This window comes from Joostella sp., from assembly GCF_048266025.1.
GTDB lineage: Bacteria > Bacteroidota > Bacteroidia > Flavobacteriales > Flavobacteriaceae > Galbibacter > Galbibacter atrarenae.
The window spans coordinates 238,305-258,342 of the sequence record NZ_JBLXAF010000003.1; the positions used below are offsets into that span (position 1 = coordinate 238,305).

Annotated in this window: 11 protein-coding genes; all 11 read left to right on the top strand. The window is 33.8% G+C overall.

Features of this window, described 5'->3' with window-relative positions; translation table 11 throughout:
- Positions 1–31 precede the first annotated feature (31 nt).
- The 11 genes from ACN0TY_RS08515 (at position 32) to ACN0TY_RS08565 (ending at position 20,031) form a co-directional block, all read left to right on the top strand.
- Positions 32–2,902, top strand: coding sequence for an alpha-L-rhamnosidase (locus ACN0TY_RS08515; RefSeq protein ID WP_417444142.1), 2,871 nt, complete (start codon positions 32–34; stop codon positions 2,900–2,902).
- A gap of 14 nt (positions 2,903–2,916) precedes the next feature.
- A complete protein-coding gene (locus ACN0TY_RS08520) occupies positions 2,917–4,698 on the top strand; it encodes a glycoside hydrolase 43 family protein (RefSeq protein WP_417444143.1) in 1,782 nt (593 codons plus the stop codon).
- A 187-nt stretch (positions 4,699–4,885) separates the two neighbouring features.
- Positions 4,886–6,484, top strand: a complete 1,599-nt coding sequence (locus tag ACN0TY_RS08525) for a GH39 family glycosyl hydrolase (RefSeq protein ID WP_417444144.1) — start codon at positions 4,886–4,888, stop codon at positions 6,482–6,484.
- A 271-nt stretch (positions 6,485–6,755) separates the two neighbouring features.
- Positions 6,756–9,731 carry a SusC/RagA family TonB-linked outer membrane protein gene (locus ACN0TY_RS08530; RefSeq protein ID WP_417444145.1) on the top strand — a complete coding sequence of 992 codons (2,976 nt, stop codon included), beginning with the start codon at positions 6,756–6,758 and terminating at the stop codon, positions 9,729–9,731.
- Between the two features lie 12 nt (positions 9,732–9,743).
- The gene (locus ACN0TY_RS08535; RefSeq protein ID WP_417444146.1) at positions 9,744–11,327 is read left to right on the top strand and encodes a RagB/SusD family nutrient uptake outer membrane protein; all 1,584 of its coding nucleotides are present in this window, start codon (positions 9,744–9,746) and stop codon (positions 11,325–11,327) included.
- A gap of 82 nt (positions 11,328–11,409) precedes the next feature.
- Complete coding sequence (locus ACN0TY_RS08540) at positions 11,410–12,801, top strand: cellulase family glycosylhydrolase (RefSeq protein ID WP_417444147.1); 1,392 nt, start codon at positions 11,410–11,412, stop codon at positions 12,799–12,801.
- Between the two features lie 16 nt (positions 12,802–12,817).
- Entirely contained in the window at positions 12,818–14,974 is a 2,157-nt protein-coding gene (locus tag ACN0TY_RS08545) for a beta-xylosidase (protein WP_417444148.1), read from the top strand.
- Between the two features lie 3 nt (positions 14,975–14,977).
- The gene (locus tag ACN0TY_RS08550) at positions 14,978–15,709 is read left to right on the top strand and encodes a hypothetical protein (protein WP_417444149.1); all 732 of its coding nucleotides are present in this window, start codon (positions 14,978–14,980) and stop codon (positions 15,707–15,709) included.
- A 73-nt stretch (positions 15,710–15,782) separates the two neighbouring features.
- Positions 15,783–16,625 (top strand): hypothetical protein, encoded by an 843-nt coding sequence (locus ACN0TY_RS08555; protein ID WP_417444150.1) that lies wholly within the window; start codon positions 15,783–15,785, stop codon positions 16,623–16,625.
- A gap of 17 nt (positions 16,626–16,642) precedes the next feature.
- Positions 16,643–16,957: an L-rhamnose mutarotase gene (gene rhaM / locus ACN0TY_RS08560; protein WP_417444151.1), complete on the top strand. Its 315-nt coding sequence runs from the start codon at positions 16,643–16,645 to the stop codon at positions 16,955–16,957.
- Between the two features lie 383 nt (positions 16,958–17,340).
- On the top strand, positions 17,341–20,031 hold the full coding sequence (locus tag ACN0TY_RS08565) for a family 78 glycoside hydrolase catalytic domain (RefSeq protein ID WP_417444152.1): 2,691 nt from the start codon (positions 17,341–17,343) through the stop codon (positions 20,029–20,031).
- The last annotated feature ends 7 nt before the right edge of the window (positions 20,032–20,038 follow it).

Genomic DNA, 20,038 nt, shown 5'->3' on the forward strand with positions numbered 1-20,038 from the left:
GATAAACTTACTATTAATTTAATTTGATCTAATGTCAAAAAACAGTGTATTGATAATCCTTTTAGGATTCTTTTTGTTAAATATATCTTGTAATCAAGATGATTCAAAATCATTAACCTCGGAATTGTCATTTAAAATGTTGACATGTAATTCCAAAGAAAATCCAACTGCTATAGAAAGTGATAATCCACTTTTTTCATGGACTATTAAGGCTAAAGGATATAATAAATCACAATCTGCTTATCACATTTTAATAGCCACTACAAAAGATAAATTAAATGAAGAGGATGCAGATATATGGAATTCTGATAAGGTAAATAGTAGCAAATCTTCTTTTGTGAAATATAAAGGTCAAACTTTAGAAGCATTACAAACTTATTATTGGAAGGTTAAGATATGGGATGAAAATGAACATACATCTGAGTGGTCTGAAGTGCAGCAATTTGGAATGGGCCTCATGAATGAAGCTAACTGGGGGGCATCAAAATGGATTGCACTGAATAAGGATACACGAACATCTCCGTATCGTTATAGAGATTACAAAACAGGTAAAATGAAAAAGGCAATGCCAGTGGAAGGATTTGCTGCTAGTTATTTTAGGAATGAGTTAGATCTTAAAAAGGAGATTGAAAATGCACAAGTATATATTTGTGGATTAGGTTACTACGAATTGTATTTAAACGGCGAAAAAGTAGGTGACCATGTACTGGATCCTGCGCCATCTAACTATGATAAACAAGCTTATTATGTAAATTATGACATTACAGAACAATTAAAAACAGGTAAAAATGCCATTGGAATCATACTAGGAAATGGGTTTTATGGACAAAACATTTCATGGAATCAAGATCCAGAGTCGCATAAAGAAGGGGTGTCCTATGGCCAACCTACTGTTCGTTGTTTGGTAAAGTTGAACTATGCTGATGGGACTTCATCAGATTTTTATACCGATGAAACATGGAAAGAATCTACTGGTCCAATAGTATTTAATAATATTTATGGAGGCGATACCTATGATGCTCGTTATGAATTAGGTAATTGGACAACTGCAGGTTATGATGATAGTACTTGGGGAAGTGTAAAGCAAGTTTCCCCCAAAGTAAATAAAATAAGTGTACAACAAATTCCAGCAATTAAAAGGTTAAAAGAATTTGAACCGCAAAATGTATTCAAAGGTTCTGATGGTGAATGGATTGTTGATTTTGGACAAAACCTAGCAGGTTGGGTCAAACTAAATGTTAAGGAAAAAGAGGGACAGAGAATAGAAGTAATTACAACCGAGGCTTTATTAACAAGTGGGAAAGACATATTTGAAGGTGCAACTGGAGGAGGTGCAAATGGAATGCCTCAGATTTATAACTATATCTGTAAAGGAAATGAAATTGAATCATGGGAGCCAAAGTTTAGTTATCATGGTTTTCGCTATGCTAAGATTAAAGGGGTATCTAAGAAACCTGATGCTAATATGATAAAGGCTGTACTAGTAGCTACAGATATTAAAGAAACAGGAAGTTTTGAATGCTCAGAAGAGCTATTCAATAAAATGCATAGTATTAGTAAATGGACAATTGTTGATAACGTACATGGAATCCCTGAAGATTGTCCACATCGTGAAAAATGTGGTTGGCTTGGGGATGCACATGCATTTTGTGAATATGCTTTATATAATTATGACATGTACGATTTCTATAAAAAATATATGGAAGATATTCGTACGCAAATGCGTCCAACAAAAGGACATAATAATCCGGAGATAAAATACCAAGTACCAACTATGATTGCACCAGGAAAGCGTACCTCGACGTATGCTAAAATAGATTGGGGTGTTGCAACTATGTACTTGCCGTGGTATAATTATTTATATTATGGTGACGATACTATTGTCAAAGATTATTATAGTGAAATGAAAGAGTTGACGAATTTTTATTTGTCTTTCAGAGGAGATAATGGAATTATGCAAGACGGAATGGGAGATTGGTGTCCACCACGTTGGGATAGAAGACTAAATCCATCCGCCATGGAATGTGATCCTATTATTTCTGCCAATGCCTATTTTTATGATGTTTTAGGTGTAATGGAACGATTTGCTAAAATAAATAACGACGCTCCTTATGAGACAAAAATGAAGGAAGAGAAAGAAGCGCTAAGGGCCGCATTTAACAAAGAATTTTTAGTAAAGATCCCTAATACAAAACATAAATGGTACCAAAGTCAAACGGCTACCGTACAAGCGCTTCAATTTGGTATGGTTCCAGAAATCGACATAAATGATGTGGTTGATGGTCTCGTATATGATATTATAAAAGTAAAAGGCGGCCATCATTCTACAGGTATTCATGGCAATCGATATATTTATACAGTATTATCGAAATATGGGAAATCTGATTTAGCATATCAAATTCTTACAACACCCGATTTCCCGAGTCAAACATATATTATGAATTCTGGTTTTACTACTTGGCCTGAACGTCAATTTGAATGGGAAAAAATGGAGGGGCCAACAAATTCATTAAATCATCCGATGCATAGTGGTTTCTCAGCTTACTTTTTTGAGTCTTTAGGAGGGATAAAATCTTCAGTAAGTAAACCTGGTTATAAAGTATTTACTGTAAATCCTGAATTTCCAATAGAGATAACACAAACGAAGATTAGTGTACCAACGCCATATGGTAATATTAATAACAACTGGACTTTCAAAGAAGGTGTTTTGTCGATGAATCTTGAAGTTCCATTTAATACTAATGGTAAACTTCTATTAAGTCCGAATGAATTAAAATCGCTTACAATTAATGGAAGTTCGTTAGAAGAGTTTAAAAAAGAAAATCAAGTAACAGTACAAGAAGAATCTAAGGTGCTTATAGGTTCAGGAAATTATAAAATAATGTATAACAAAAAACAATAAATATTTAAATTAAGATGTCATATTCAACTGTTTATAAAGTACTCTTTTTAATTTCAGGTATTATTTTTTTTGGTTGTAAATCAAAAACAGAAAATAAAGAAATTAATCCTAATGAAGAATTGCAAGCTCATACAGGAAGTTGGGGAGATCAAGGTGATGGAACTTATAAAAACCCTGTATTAAATGCCGATTACCCAGATTCTGATATTGAACAAGTTGGCGATACGTATTATATGATTACTTCCAAACAACATATGTCTCCAGGGATGCCGATATTAGAGTCAAAAGACATGGTGAATTGGAAAAATGTAGGACATGTTTTTGATAGTTTATCATGGGCAGCAGAGTATAATTGGGATAGAATGAATGGGTACTCTTTTGGGGTTTGGGCAGGAGATTTAGCATATCACGAAGGTAGATGGTATTGTTATCAAATAGATTATCAACATGGATTAATGGTTACTACAGCAAATAATATAAAAGGGCCATGGAGTAAACCAACTATGATGCTTCCAAAAGAAAAAGTTTTAGATGATCCTGCAGTATATTGGGATGAAGAAGCACATAAAGCTTATGTAATTATTAATACTGGTGGAAAGCAAAAAAGTGAAAGTAATACTATAGAAGGGAATGAGAATCGGATTTATGAAATGAGTTGGGATGGTACCGAGATTCTAGATGAAGGTAGATTAGTATATACTGGAATGGGTGCAGAAGCAGCTAAAATATATAAAATCGATGGCACGTGGTATATATTTATCGCACAGTGGACAATGGGTGATACCTCTACTAAACCTGGAGTGAAAAATCCTAAAAATGATCGTAAACAAATTGTACTACGTTCAAAAGAGAGTATATATGGACCATATGAGGTAAAAACGGTACTGGAAAAAGGATCTGTCTTTAATAATAGAAGTGCTAGTCAAGGAGCGTTAATACAAGCTCCAGATGAATCGTGGTGGTATATGCATCAATTAATTCAAAATGATGATATTCCGTTTCAAGGGAGGCCACAGTGTTTAGAGCCAGTTGAATGGATAGATGGTTGGCCTATAATTGGAATAGATGAAGATAATGATGGTGTAGGAGAACCTGTTAAACAGCATAAAAAACCAATTAAAGGATTCCCTATAGAGGCACCAAGTACTGATGATGATTTTTCCAATGCAAAATTAGGAATGCAATGGGAATGGAATCATAACCCTAGAAATAGTCACTGGTCTTTAACCGAGAGAACGGGCTGGTTAAGATTGAAGGCGAGTAAAGTATTACCAAATGATAAGGGCTTTGGACCAAACATTAATGAGTGGACTAATAATGATGGCTCAGATTCAGATTTTTGGAGAGCGAATAATACGTTAAGTCAAAGAATCATGGGGGTAACTACTGGCACTGCAATAGCTAAGTTTGATGTTTCAGGAATGAAACCTCATCAATTAGCTGGTTTTGTGCGTTTTGGGGGCGTGTTTAATTTATTAGGAATAGAAGTAGATACAAATGGTAAAAAACACTTGTTCTATATGAATCCGCTGTCTAAAAAAATAATGGGTCCTGAAATAACCAGTAATGAGTTATATATTCGTACTTCGAATAAAAGTAATCAAGCCACGTATGAATATAGTTTGGACGGAAATACTTTTAAGAAATTTGGACCTACTTTCACCATAGCTTTTGGTAAATGGACAGGGGATAGATTAGGGTTCTTTTCTTGGAATGAAAAAGAAGACTCTGGTTATATTGATGTTGATTGGTTTACTTACGACTATGACGGACCTAAGGCCGTTATGAATGAATAAAAATAATATTGGAAGGCTTATTTTAGCAATTTAATGGTATTTAATCCTGATGAAAAATACATTTTTTTGCGTGGATAATAAAGTTATTATATATTTTCCTTTAAATAAATTATATACGATTCAACCTTTTTAAAATATGATGACCCCAAAAAAAATCAATTTCATCGTGACAATTTTTATGGTCACGATGCTACAATTTTCTTGCTCTAATACGGAGAAAATCACAGAGATAATAGATAATCCAGATATAGAAAACCCTGAAGAAACAGCTCTAGATCCTGATAAAATCGTAAGTATAAATACAGGTGCAACTGTGGGATCATTTTATAATTTTTGGTCTACACGACCGATGATTAATCAAACTAGATTTAATAGCGCAGGATTTAGAGCTTCTGTAGAAGATGTAAAGTCATATGTGAAAAGTTTCAATTTAGTTCGAGTGCTTGGAGGAAGAACAGATGATTTAAATAACTTTTATAAAGGTGTGGACAGCAATGGAAATATCATTACAGATTTCAGTGATTTGATAAGTAGTATGCAAGGTTTTATGCTAACTGGATTAAAACCTCGTATTGTATTGGACAATGTACCCTGGGCAATGAATGCTGAACAAGAAATTAATACCTATGGGAATACCAACCCACCAGATGATTACAATATATGGAGGCAATATATAAGTGCTTTTTTAATGGCATTAATTAATGAATTTGGTTTCGAAGAAGTAAAAACTTGGCGATTTAGAGTAGCCACAGAACCAAATTATGTACCAGAACATTGGAATGGTACCAAGGAAGACTTTTTTAAACATTACGACATCACTGTAGATGAGGTTTTAAAGGTAATACCAGATGCTATTATTGGTCCAGGAAATAATTTAACAGAGGGGAACGCCACATTTACTACAGAAATTATAGATCACTGTGCCAATGGGGTTAATTATGCTACAGGAGAAAAGGGGACACAAATGGATTTCTTTTGTATTTCTTACTATGAGAAAATTGATGAAAATACTGTGCGATTTAAAAATACAGTTGAACAGTACAGGGATAAACTCGATAGTTATCCTCAGTTTAGGGATATTCCATTTGATATTCAAGAATTTGGAATTTTGCGTGATGAAAATAAAGTTAGAGGTCTTAGTTTAAACGACGCAACAGAGTTAGGTGCTAGTTGGTATGCCAGGATAGCTGATCTTGCTTACGATTATAGATTGGCAGAAATTTATGATTGGGGTCAAGAGTTTGAGTTAGGTAATTTACCACAAGCAAGAAAAAATGTTACCGAAATGTTTTTAATGATGCAAGGAGGTAGTAGAGTAGCCGCTATTGATCACATAAATGAGCATGCAGGCGTAGTACCGGTAGTTAAGGGTGATGCGATTTATTTATTGGTGTACAACCATAATACTTCTAGAAATAGTAGTTCAAAAAGAACGCTATACCCTCAATTAGAGGGAGGTTTTATAAATGGTGATTCTAAATGGAAAATGAATGAGTGGACTGTAGATAAAAACCATGGTGTCTTTATCCATGAGCTCTATAAAGATATCAGAGCTGCTGGAGTTAGTGAAAAAACTAATGGGCGTATATACGGCAATAGAGCATCGGACCGTTTTGAAGATGGATGGAAAAATGTATTTAACGCTAATTTTACTAAATATCAAGAAATGGCAGCGTTGCCTCAAACTATTACAGATTCTATCATAGATAAAAAGGATGGAAAACTTACCTTAAAAGTAGATTTGGAAGCACATGCTGTAAAATTAATTAAACTTGTGCCAGAATAAATCAACCAATTACAATTGTAAATTATTTTTTGTCATATCAGAACCAAAAAGCTGTCCCATATGGGACAGCTTTTTTTAGTAATAGATTCTATAGAATAGACTATAAAAGATGTCAATATTTATTAAATAATAATTTAACAGGATAAAACAGGACAAGAATTAAATTATTTAACGATTATTTTGAGGTATTCTAACTAACATTAAAAATTATATGAAATCAAAAGCTAAATTTTTATTGCGGTATAACAGTTCATTTTTTGGAATAATTCTTATGATGTTTTGTTATTCTTCTTTACAAGCCCAAATAGTAAAAGGAACTGTGTCTGCTGATGGGCAACCATTGCCAGGGGCAACAGTAATCATTAAAGGAACTAGCAAAGGGACTACCACCGATTTTGATGGTTTTTATACGATTGAAGCATCCGCTGATGAAGCCCTTATTTTTTCTTATGTAGGCTTCGCAAAAAAAGAAGTTTTGGTAGGGAGTCAAACAGAAATTGATGTGACTTTGGAAGCAGATAATACTTTGGATGAAGTTGTTGTAATTGGATATGGAACACAAAGAAAATCCGATTTAACAGGATCAGTTTCAAGTGTTAGTGCAGAGGATGTCAATGTGAATCCAGTATCACGAGTAGATCAAGCATTACAAGGACGAGCTGCAGGGGTTCAAGTAACGCAAACGAGTGGAGCGCCTGGTGCTGGTTCGGTAATTAGGGTTCGAGGAGGAAATTCTATCACTGGAAGTAACGAGCCTTTATGGGTAATTGACGGTATTGTGGTAGGAACTAACTTTAATTTAAATAATATTAGTAGTAATGATATTAAATCTATTGAGATTTTAAAAGATGCTTCCTCTATTGCCATTTATGGTTCAAGGGGAGCAAATGGAGTTGTATTAGTTACAACCAAAACAGGTACAGGAGCCGGAGTAGGAAAGCCTGAAGTAAGTGCTAATGTTTATACGAGCATGCAGATGGTTCCAGAGTTACCTAAGATGTTATCTCAGCCAGAACAAATTGCTTACACCAATGAGAGTGCAGCTTTCAGAGGAGCAGCAATACCTTTTCCAGATGATCCATCAACTTATCCAAATAATGATTGGTTTGATTTGTTATTAGGTCCAGCACCAATCTATAATGCGGATATGTCTTTAACTGGATCTAATGATCATGTAAATTATTATACATCTTTAAACTACTTTAATCAGGAAGGAATAATTAAAAGTACAGGTATAGAAAAGTACATATTTAGATCCAACATTGATATTAGATTAAGTGATAAGTTAAAAACAGGGTTTAGGGTGAACTATTCTTATATAGATCAACAAAATGGACTTGCTAATTTCGGAAACGCAATAGCAACACTTCCAACCCAAGCCATATATAATGACGATGGAACCTATAATGGCTTTGATGAAGTGGTGGGTTCACCGTGGTCCAATCCAATTGCTAATATAGCATTGAATACAAATGAAACATTTAGAAATAATTTTTTAGGATCTTTTTATATTGACTTTAGTCCTTCCCCAAAATGGATTATCCGTTCTACTTTTAGTCCAGAATTTGATAATTCAAAACAAAATAGATTTACATCTAGTCAAAGTCCAAATCTATTGTACTTGGGGGAAGGCGGAAGTGCAAGTGTTAGAACAGTTGCAACCAAAGGCTGGAACAATGAAAATACAGTTCAATATCAAACTGATATAGGAGAGAATCATAATATTACAGCACTAGCTGGAGCTTCTTTTCAGAAAGTTAAAACTGAAATTGCAGAGTCCGAAGCTTATGGAATTACCAATGATGCTACAGGTTTCAATAACCTAAGCAATTCAGATCCTGTAAGAAGTATCGTAACTAGCGATTACAATGGTTTTCAAATCGCCTCTTTCTTTGGAAGATTAAATTATTCATTTAAAGATAAATATTTATTAACCTTAGTGGGAAGAACAGATGGAAGTTCTGTATTTGCGGAAGATAATAAGTATGAATTTTATCCTTCTGTAGCTGCAGCGTGGAAAATTACAGAAGAACCATTTATGAGAAATCAGGAGGTTTTTAAAGAGTTGAAATTACGTGCGAGTTATGGTAAATCGGGTAATCAAGCAATCGATCCTTATAGAACTAAAGGAATTTTAGTGGAAGCCAATACAACTTTAAATGGAATTCAACAAACAGGTTTAACATTAGGAAGACCTTCCAATCCTAATTTAAAATGGGAAACAACAAATTCATTGGATATCGCATTAGAAGCTTCGTTATTCAATGGTAGAATATTCACCGAGTTGAATTATTACTATAAAAAAACGAATGATTTACTATTGGATGTGACCATTCCAAAACAAACAGGTTTTACGAGCCAATTACAAAATGTTGGATCCTTAGAAAATAAAGGATGGGAATTTAGTTTAAATACGATCAATATAACTAATGAGAACTTTAACTGGAAATCAACCCTTATGTTGTCTTCCAATAAAAACAAGATTCTAGATTTAGGGGATGTAGACTATATTGACGTAGTAGTAGATGAAATATTGGGTTCAGGAAATACAAGACTTATGGTCGGTGAATCGGTACCCGTATTTACAGGAGTTAAATTCTTAGGAACATGGAAAAGTCAAGAAGAGATAGATGCCTCAGGATTAACGGATCCACAGGTTGTTGGTGGTGCTAAATATCATGATGAAAATGGAGATGGGATTATCTCAAGAGAAGATGCAGTAGTATTAGGAAGTCCTTTGCCAGATATCATCTTTGGATTTGAAAATACCTTTAGTTATAAAAACTTCGATTTTTCAATCTACTTGCAAGGAACAGAAGGAAATGAAGTATATAATTTAAGAATGCAAAATCATTTTTTTAATCGTGGAGAAACTACAAAATTCGCTGAAGTTGCAGACCGTTGGACTCCAGATAACCCTACCTCAGACATTCCACGAGCAGGCGGTGACGCTGTAACTTCAACACCACCTAACTCAGCATATGTAGAAGACGGTTCTCATATAAGGCTTAAAAATGTAAGATTGACTTACAATATGCCAGTAGAGAAAATGGGACTTGATGGTTTAAAAAATGCATCCATTTATTTAACCGGAACAAACTTATTCCTATGGTCAGATTTTAGACTAATTGATCCTGAAGGTAGCAAGTTTGGTAGAAGTGGTTTAGGGAACATAGCACAAGGGTATAATGATGGTGCTTATCCAAACCCTAGAACTATAACCCTTGGTTTAAACGTAACATTTTAAAAATTTACAACAATGAAAATTAAAAATATATTTCTATACGTTTTTGCAATTTGCTCATGCATTAGTTGTGAGAGTTTTTTAGAGGAAGATCCTAAAGCATTAATTGCTCCAGAAACATTTTATGAATCAGAGTCAGATGTACGTCAAGCTGTGGTTGGTTTATATAGTATTTTAAAGAATAACTCTATTTACGGACAGTTAGGTTTAGATCTTTTTTATGACAACGGAGCTGATATTTTAGAACCAAATAGGGCTGCGGACATTATAGAACCGATAGGCAATTATTCTTTGAACGAGGCTATTGCTGATGTTTCAGCGCAAAAAATGAGTGTTTCTGATACTTGGAGAGATTTATACCGAGTTATTTATAACGCTAATATTATTATAAACCGGGTAGATGGTAATGATGCAATAGCTGCAGATGCTCAACTAGAAATAATAGGTGAAGTTCGATTTATCCGTGCTTTGTGTTATTGGCATATTGTAAACCTATGGGGAGATGCGCCATTTTATACAGAAGATCTAGAATTAGAAGAGATTCGAATTTTAGATAGAACAGATGAAGACCTAATTATAGCTACTGTTCTAACTGATTTACAATTTGCACAAAAATATTTGAAATCTACCTATTCTGAAGAACAAAGAGGGAGAGCTTCTAAATGGGCAGCAGCAATTGTAGAGGCTAAAGTATATATGCAGGAGCAACAATGGCAATCTGCGTTAGATAAATGTCTAGAGATAATAAATGAATCTCCGCATAGGCTATTATCAAATTATGCGGATGTCTTTGATCCGAAAAACGAATATAATGATGAAATTATATGGTCTTTAGACTTTGCTAAAGATATCAGAGGGCAGTTTGAAGAAGGTACGTTAGGTGCGGATGGGAGTTATCCAACTGTATTTGGAAATGGTAACTGGAGACCAAGTATGTTTGCCCCGCGCTTGAGAGATGAACCTAAAAATTCTAGTGAGAGAAGTGCTTTAGAAAATGCACTTTCAGAAAGAGGAGAGGCATTTAATGGAACAGGTTTGCAAGTAGCATCTAAAGATTTTGCAGAAAAATTTCCAGAAAATGATTTAAGAAGATCAATAAATATAGTTGATAATTATTTAGGTTTTGAATTAAATTTCCCATACATGGGGAAAGTTTGGAATCTAGATGTAGATGATTCTCCGCGATTTAATCATAGTGATAATAGGTTGATATTTCGTTTAGCCGATGTATACTTAATGGCAGCAGAGTGTGAAAATGAAATTAATGGACCAGGTAATGCATATCAATATATCAATGAAGTACGTGAGCGTGCTTTTGAAACCACTGCAGAAGCAGAACTTTCAGGACTTAGTCAGCAGCAATTTAGAGAAGCAATATACGATGAGCGTAAATGGGAGTTGGCAGGAGAGTGTATGAGACGTTACGACTTAATAAGATGGGGGATTTTACTTGACGTAGTTCAGAACCTAGAGTATAGATTTTGGAATCCTGATAAAAATATCAAACCATGGCATGTTAAGTTGCCTATACCACTTCAAGAGTTACAAACCAATCCTAATTTATTAGAGTCAGATCCAACAAATAATGGATATAGGTAGTTTAGTTTTTAGTTAGCTTTTATTAAGGTCGAAACATCTTCATTTCGACCTTAATATTTTTAATTCCTTCAAACAGTTTACTATGAAAATAATTACGTTACTTTTTTTTGTAATAATACATTCAGCCATTTTTTCTCAGATTAAACATGGGTTAAGAGACGAACAAGGGAGGCATATAATTCCAAGGGGATTTGTTGTAAATACAAATGACCATAAAGGTGAAGTTTATTTTGATAGTGACGATTATTTTAGAATGGTAAGATTGGGAGCAAATACTCAAGTTATTAGATTAGAATTGGGGAAGCTTAGTACTTTTCCTGGAGGGAAATTGGATGAAAATTACCTTAGAAAATTAGATACATTAGTTAATTTAGGAAAAAATGTTGGAATAAAAACGGTTTTTAAAATGACTGTTTATGGGGTTAAAGATTTTAAATGGGAGGAATTCTGGCGTAATAGTAATAATGAATATCTAACTTATATTAACGCTTGGAAAGTTATTTGGAAAAGATTTTCTGATTATCCTTCTGTTTTGGGCTATGATATTGTTAATGAACCAAGAAAGTTAACAATGGAAATATCATACTCAAGATTAACAAAAGATTATCTTATTCCACTTTATCAAAAGATAATAGATGAAAGTCAAAAAATAAATCCAAACAAAAAGATTCTTGTTCAATCCATTTTTATGAACAAGGGGGAAGGAATTGATAACAATCAATATGCCGAAATAACTTCACCGATAAATAGGAAAAATATTGTTTTTGCACCCCACATTTATCAAAATAACATTGATTTTATAAAACCTGTGATGGATAGGTTTGATAAAGAATCTGCCATGCTAAATGCTCCAATTTTAATAGGTGAGTGGGGCTTTCCTACTTTTGCTACTACTGATACCATTATAGATGGCAAACTTGGGCAATTATCATATCAAGAATTATATATTAGAACAGCAGAGGTATTCGATAAGATGGGTGTTGGGTCAATAAAAGCATGGTTTTTAGGGAATCGTAGTATGCAAAATTTTTTACCTGGTGGCCCATCCACCTGGGCGATTTATAGTGATAGTACTGCTGTGGGTACAGTTGAAAGAAAATATATAACCGATGTTATAGCACGTCCGTATCCTCAAATAATTGCGGGAGACATCCAAAACTTTTTATTTAATCATGCTACTAGAACTTTAAATTTAAAGGTTCAAAGTGATAACAGTAAAGGAGCATCTAAAATTTTTATCGGCGCTAATCGACATTATCCCGACGGTTTTTCGGTAATTATAGAGAATGATGTAGTACTATTTTATAATCCATTGAAAAATGTAGGACTAGAAACCTATAAGTGTCCACAAAACGTTACTCCATCAGATTTTATTTGGGATTCAAATACTCAGAAATTAACAATTTTACGATGGCCTAAAGATAATCATGAATTATCTGTTAAAGTACTTCCCGGATTACGTAATTATAAATAACAAAAATTTATTATTGATGAAAAAACTATGGTTAATAAGTGTATTAATTATCTCTTACTTCAATGTTGAAGCACAAAATAATGAACACTCAAAACCTTTATCAGATAAAGAAATTGATAAAAAGGTATCAAGTTTAATTAATAAAATGGCCTTAGAAGAGAAGATTGCTGAAATGACGCAAGATGCTCCTGCAAATGATCGATTAGGCATCCCTTTCATGAAATTTGGAGAAGGGCTACATGGTTTATGGTACGATGGTGTTACTGTTTATCCGCAGGCAATAGCAGCTGGGTCCACGTGGGAACCTGCATTAATAAAAAAAATGGCAGCGCAAACAGCAATAGAAGCCCGAGCTTTAAACATCACTCATATTTATTCTCCTAATTTAGATGTTATTTCTGGAGATCCTAGATATGGAAGAGTAGAAGAGTCTTATGGAGAAGACCCATATTTAGTATCTAGGATGGGGGTTGCCTTTATTCAAGGGATGCAAGGCATGGGAGAAGAACAGTTTGATGAAAATCATGTGATGGCTACTGCAAAACATTTTGTTGGATATCCCGAAAATCGAAGAGGAATTAATGGGGGTTTCAGTGATATGTCTGAACGTAGATTAAGAGAAGTTTTTTTACCTCCCTTTGAAGCTGCAGTCAAAGAAGCCGAAGTAGCCTGTATTATGCCAGGTCATCAAGATTTTAATGGTGTACCATGCCATATGAATAAGTGGTTATTGCAGGATGTTTTAAGGGAAGAGTTAGGTTTTAACGGATTTATTGTGTCAGATAATAATGATGTTGGACGATTGCAGACGATGCATTATATTACTGAAACGAGAGCTGAAGCTGCATTATTAGGACTACAAGCAGGAGTAGATATGGACTTGGTTTTAGGGAAGCCATTAGACCTTTATACCTATCACGAAAATGTTTTAAAAGATACAATTACTAAAAATCCAGAATTAGTAAAGTATATAGATAAGGCTACCTCACGTATTTTAAAAGCAAAATATAAGTTGGGGCTTTTTGGTTCTAATTTGAAAGATGTTAAAGCAGATACTATTGTTAGCAGAAAGGAACATCAAAGATTTGCTCATGAGATGGCTCAAAAAGCAATCATCTTATTAAAAAATGATAATGATTTATTACCCTTAGAAAAAGCTAAGATTAATTCGTTGGCTATAATTGGGCCTAATGCTCACGAGACACGACCAAATAAAGGTTCTTATTCTTTGCTTGGAGGTTATTCAGGACTACCACCATTTTATGTTTCTGTACTAGATGGTATTAAAAATAAAGTAGGGAATGATATTAAAATAAACTATGCTAAAGGATGCGATCTATTAAATGATTCAAAAGAATCTATTCCAGAAGCTGTCGCTATGGCAAACAAATCTGATGCAGTTGTACTGGTGGTTGGAGGGTCACGTCGTACAGGTGGAGAAGGTGCCGACCGTGCCAGTTTGGATCTGTATGGTGTACAAAAAGAATTAGTGGAAGCTATTCATAATACAGGAAAACCCGTTATCGTTGTTCTAATTAATGGACGTCCATTAGCTATTAATTACATGGTTGAAAATATTCCTTCCATTTTAGAAACATGGTATTTAGGAATGCATTCTGGAGATGCAATAGCAGATGCTATTTTTGGAGATATCAACCCAGGGGCGAAATTAACTGTTTCTTTTCCAAGATCTGTCAATCAACTTCCTGTAACATATTTAGAACGCCCTGACTTTATAGGATCTGGAAAGGGACTATATAAAGATGAAGATAAAAGTCCATTATTTCCTTTTGGTTATGGTTTAAGTTATACCACTTTTGAATATGGTGCTCCAAAATTAGAAAAAGCTAATATCAAAGTTGGGGAAGAAACAACCATTTCTGTAGAAGTCACAAACACGGGAAATCGATATGGAGATGAAATAGTACAAATGTATGTTCGTGATGACTATGCCTCCGTAGGACGTTATCTTAAAATGCTTAAAGGGTTTGAACGCGTTTCTTTAAAACCTGGAGAAACTAAAACGGTGACATTTAAATTAGGGTTTGAGGAGCTTAATATTTTAAATCAAGATTTGAAAAAGGTAATAGAGCCCGGAACTTTTACTATTTCTATAGGGACATCTTCTAAAAAAGAAGATTTAAAGACAGTGACCTTGAGAGTAAAACCCTAATGTATGGATATTGGAATAAGTTATCTATGGGGAAGTTTTATATTGTTTCTAAGCTTACATATGACTGCCCAAACCAGCAGTTTAGTTGAATCAGAAGTTTCTAAAGAGTTTTATTTTGAAGAAAAACAAGGTTTAGTAGTAGTAGAAGCTGAAAATTTTTATAAACAAACAAATTCAGAGGTAAGACAATGGTACAAAATTGTCAAAGATCAAACAGTGCCTTTAGAGTTAGGTACTATTGAAAAGCACTGTTCTGGAGCTAGTAATGATTCTTACCTAAAGGTACTGCCAGATACTAGGGTTACACATTCAGATACATTAATTCATGGTCAAAATTTCTCTAATGAAGCGGGAAAAGTTGCAATTGTGAGTTACAGCGTAAAGTTTAATTCACCTGGACGTTATTATGTATGGGTACGTGCCTTTAGTGCAGGGAGTGAGGATAATGGTATTCATGTAGGTTTAAATAATTCTTGGCCTGAACACGGTAATAGAATGCAATGGTGCGACGGAAAAAATAAATGGACTTGGGCAAGTAGGCAACGAACAAGAGATCAGCATTGTGGAGTACCTCATTTTATATATTTAGATGTTAAAAATAAAGGATTTCATGATGTACAATTTAGTATGAGAGAGGACGGTTTTGAATTTGATAAATTCATATTAACAAAAGACATTAATTATACTCCAGTTGCTATGGGACCAAAAGAAATCAACTTTCGCAGTGATAAGTAACTTTCTATAACTATAAAAAATTTAAAATCCGATTTTAGTATAAAATCAAATGTTTTTTTAAAAATAAATGATGATGAAAAATTTAATATATACAGTTGCTGTTTGTATGGTTTTTAATATAACAGGAGCTCAATCAAAAGTTAATGCACCAAAAGGGAGAATAGCAATTATTGCTGATGGGAATTCTCCAGATCCAGATGATTTGGGAGGTACTGCCATTTCTATTGCATTACTTCGTGCTGTAGGATTAGAAAATAGATTAGTGCATTATTCACATAGTTGTGATTTAGTTCGTGTAAATAGAATATCTGAAGCAGCAGAATATGAAAGACATGCTATGATGCAAACTGCCTGTAATGGTACAGCAAGGCGATGGGGTGGTTTTGAGAACTTAACTTTTTATGATGCCAAATGGCAATTAGATGAAACAATCAAAGATTTGAGTAAAGCAATAAATAATTCATCAAAAGAAGACCCTTTATGGATTATTGAGGCAGGAGAACCAGACATTATAGGTTTTGCTTTGGAAGCTTCTAATAAGCAAAAACATCAATTTGTTAAAGTCATAACCCACCACCCAGCTAACGATGATGCGGGAGATTTTTATAAATGGAAAGAAATAATAGATTTTGGTGTTGAGGAAGTGCGTATTCCAGACCAAAACATTAATTTAAAAGTTGATGAGCATCAATGGGATTGGGCAAAGAATCATTCTGATGACCGTATAAAATTTGTTTGGTTAATGGGAAAGATGGCTGAAATAGATGATGTCGTTAATTTCCAAAAAGGAAAATGGGATTGCTCAGATGCAGGAATGGTACTTTATTGGATTACAGGGGCAACCAGTGGCGGACTTAAAAATGGAAGTGTAAATGAAGTGAAAGCTTTATTAGAAAATTATATACATAATAATTAGATTAAAAAAATAGTTTTATGCAACGAATAGCCTTTAAAATGAAACTAAAAGAGGATCAAAAACAAGCTTATAAAGACCGTCATGACAAGATATGGCCCGAACTTAAAAAATTATTAAAAGATAATGGTGTAAGCGAGTATTCTATATTTCTTGATGAGGAAACAAATACCCTTTTCGGATATCAAAAAGTTCAAGGTAGTGGAAGTTCTCAAAATTTATCTAATGTAGATATTGTAAGAAAATGGTGGGATTATATGGCAGATATAATGGAAGTAAATTTGGATAATTCACCCGTTTCCATCCCTTTAGAAGAAGTGTTTTATATGGAATAGATAACGTTAAATTTAATTATTATATTCTTATTTACAGTTTTTAATAACACCCCTACAAAGCAGTATAAAAACAAAATATTCATTAACTAAATTTAGCATCCGGATTAAAGCTATTAGTTGACGACTTTCAACTACTTATGCTTAAATTCCACGTAAAGTTTCAAAAATTCATTGGTACAGTATTCTATATGATACGTGGTATTATGATACGAATTTTAGTCAATGATTTAAAATTATAATAGTTTTTATAGTTGTTTCTTAAAAGCAATATCAATATTAATTTCTAACAAATGTTAAAGAAAAATACACTGAAATATCTCTCACTATTATTAGTTTGTTTTGTTTTTTCAAGCCAGGTTTCCTGTTCTAATAAACAACAATTGATGCCAGCAGTTGATTTAACTATTTCTGAAGGTTTTAAAAATCCATTAGGGTTTTATAATCCTGAACCTACATTTTCATGGAAACTACCAGTTTCTGAAAATATTAAAAAGCAGTCCGCATATCAAGTGGTGGTAGCTAGTAGAAAAGATAATTTACCAAATCAAGGAGATTTATGGGATTCAGGTAAACAAGATACAGATACTTCTAACTGGATTAAGTATCAAGGAAAAGCACTAGAATCGCGTCAAAAAGTATATTGGCAAGTTAGGTTTTGGAATCAAGATGGTAAAGTTTCACAATGGAGTGAAGTAAATTCATTTGAACTAGGTCTTTTGAATAATTCTGATTGGAAAGCACAATGGATTGGTTTAGATACTGCAAAAGATAGTATTAAAGGTAAAGGGGGAACACTTATTCATAAACCTCAGTATTTAAGGAAAAAGTTTAAACTTTCAAATGATGTTGTTTCCGCCAGGTTATATATAACTGCTAAAGGAGTATTTGATGTATCCATAAATGGGCAAGATGTTAGTGATGACGTAATGCCCCCAGGTTTTACTACCTATGATAAACGTATCGAAACTATTACTTATGATGTTACCAATTTAATAGAACCTGAAGAAACCACCATTGGTATAGAACTAGCTTCTGGTTGGCATTCAGGTAGATTGTTATGGGGTAACACTCCATGGAATAATACTGTTTCTCCTAAAGTTTTATGTCAGTTAGAAATGATAATGGAAGATGGTTCAAGGAAATTTATTGTAACTGATAAATCTTGGAAGGCAATGACTAATGGACCACTTCAATTTTCAGAAATATATGATGGTGAGATATATAATGCAAATTTAGAAATGCCAAACTGGGCCACTAATAGTTTCAATGATAGTGCTTGGAAAGTAGTTCAGGTTGAAAATCTAGAAGAGAAAGTTAATTTAGAACCGAAGCGACATAATACTGTTAAGGATAAAATTAAACTATCACCAAAAGAAATAATAAAACGAGAGGAAACTTTAATTTTTGATTTAGAACAAAACATGGTTGGAGTTCCTTTGGTTAACGTACCTATGAAAAAAGGGGATACGCTTAAAATAAGATTTGCTGAAATGCTTGCACCAGATGGTTCATTTTATACAAAAAATTACCGTTCGGCCAGGTCTACAGATTATTATATAGCCTCAAAAGATGGAGTTGTTTCTTATATGCCCAAGTTTACATTTCATGGATTTAGATATGTTGAGCTTAGTGGGTTTGACAGTACACAGGAACCGAGAAAGAACTGGGTTACAGGTATAGTTCAATATTCAGATTTTGATGATAATGGTACTTTCGTTTCTTCTCACGACAAATTAAACCAACTGCAAAGTAATATTGTTTGGGGATTGAGGGGGAACTTTTTTGATATTCCTACAGATTGTCCTCAACGTGATGAAAGATTGGGATGGACAGGAGATGCTCAAGTTTTTGGGCCTACTTCTATGTTTAATGCAGATGTATATAAATTTTGGGCAAGTTGGATGCAAAGTGTTCGGGAGGCTCAATTAGAAAATGGAGCGATTCCTTGGACTGTACCCGATGCAACTAAGAACAAAATAGCCAGTTCAGGATGGGGTGATGTATGCGTTATCATACCCTGGGAAATATATAGGCGAACTGGTGATAGTGGATTTTTAGAGGATAATTATGAAATGATGAAGCGTTGGGTAGCTCATCATAAACAGATGTCTGAGAATTATATTTCAAATATGATGTCATTTTCCGATTGGCTTCAACCATTTTCAAAAAATGATAATACTAGAGGAGATACCTCCCGAAATTTAATAGGAACTGCTTTTTTTGCGCGCTCAGCAAAACTTACTGCTTTAAGTGCAGAAGTTATAGGGAAAATGGGCGAAGCCAAGAAATATGAGCAACTTTACAAAGATGTAGCAAAAGCATTTGAGAATGAATATTTTGATGAAACTGGTAAAGTAAAAAATGTAACGGAAACGCAAACTTCCTATTTATTAGCCTTAGCCTTTGATTTAATAAACGACGAAATTAAACCAAATGCCCAAAAGCATCTTCTAGAAAAAATTCATGAGGCAGACGATCATTTACGTACTGGGTTTTTAGGAACACCATTATTATCTAAAGTTTTAGATGAAATGGGAGAGATTGATTTGATGTATAAATTACTATTTAATGAAACGTATCCTTCCTGGTTTTATTCAATTAATCAAGGAGCCACTACTATTTGGGAGCGTTGGAATAGTTATAGCAAAGAGGAAGGATTTAATCCTCAAAATATGAATAGTTTAAACCATTACGCATATGGAGCTATAGGCCAATGGATGTATGAACGTATTGCAGGAATTGCACCGTTAGAAGCAGGGTATAAAGTAATAAAAATAGCTCCACAGCCTCATCAACCATTAACCTCAGCTTCAGCTAAATTAAATACCCCTTACGGTGAGGTTTCTAGTGCATGGGAGATTAAAAACGACAACTTTATACTTGAAGTTGTTATTCCTCCAAATACTTCAGGGAATGTAATTATTCCTGCTAATTCTTCTAAAGGATTAGTGTTAAATGGACAGGTTTTTAAGGATAGTTCAAAAGTCAAATTAGTAAATACTACTTCCAGTTCTTTTGAAATTCATGTAGAAGCAGGGACTTATAAATTTGAGACTAACTATATAGAAAAGTAAATATAAT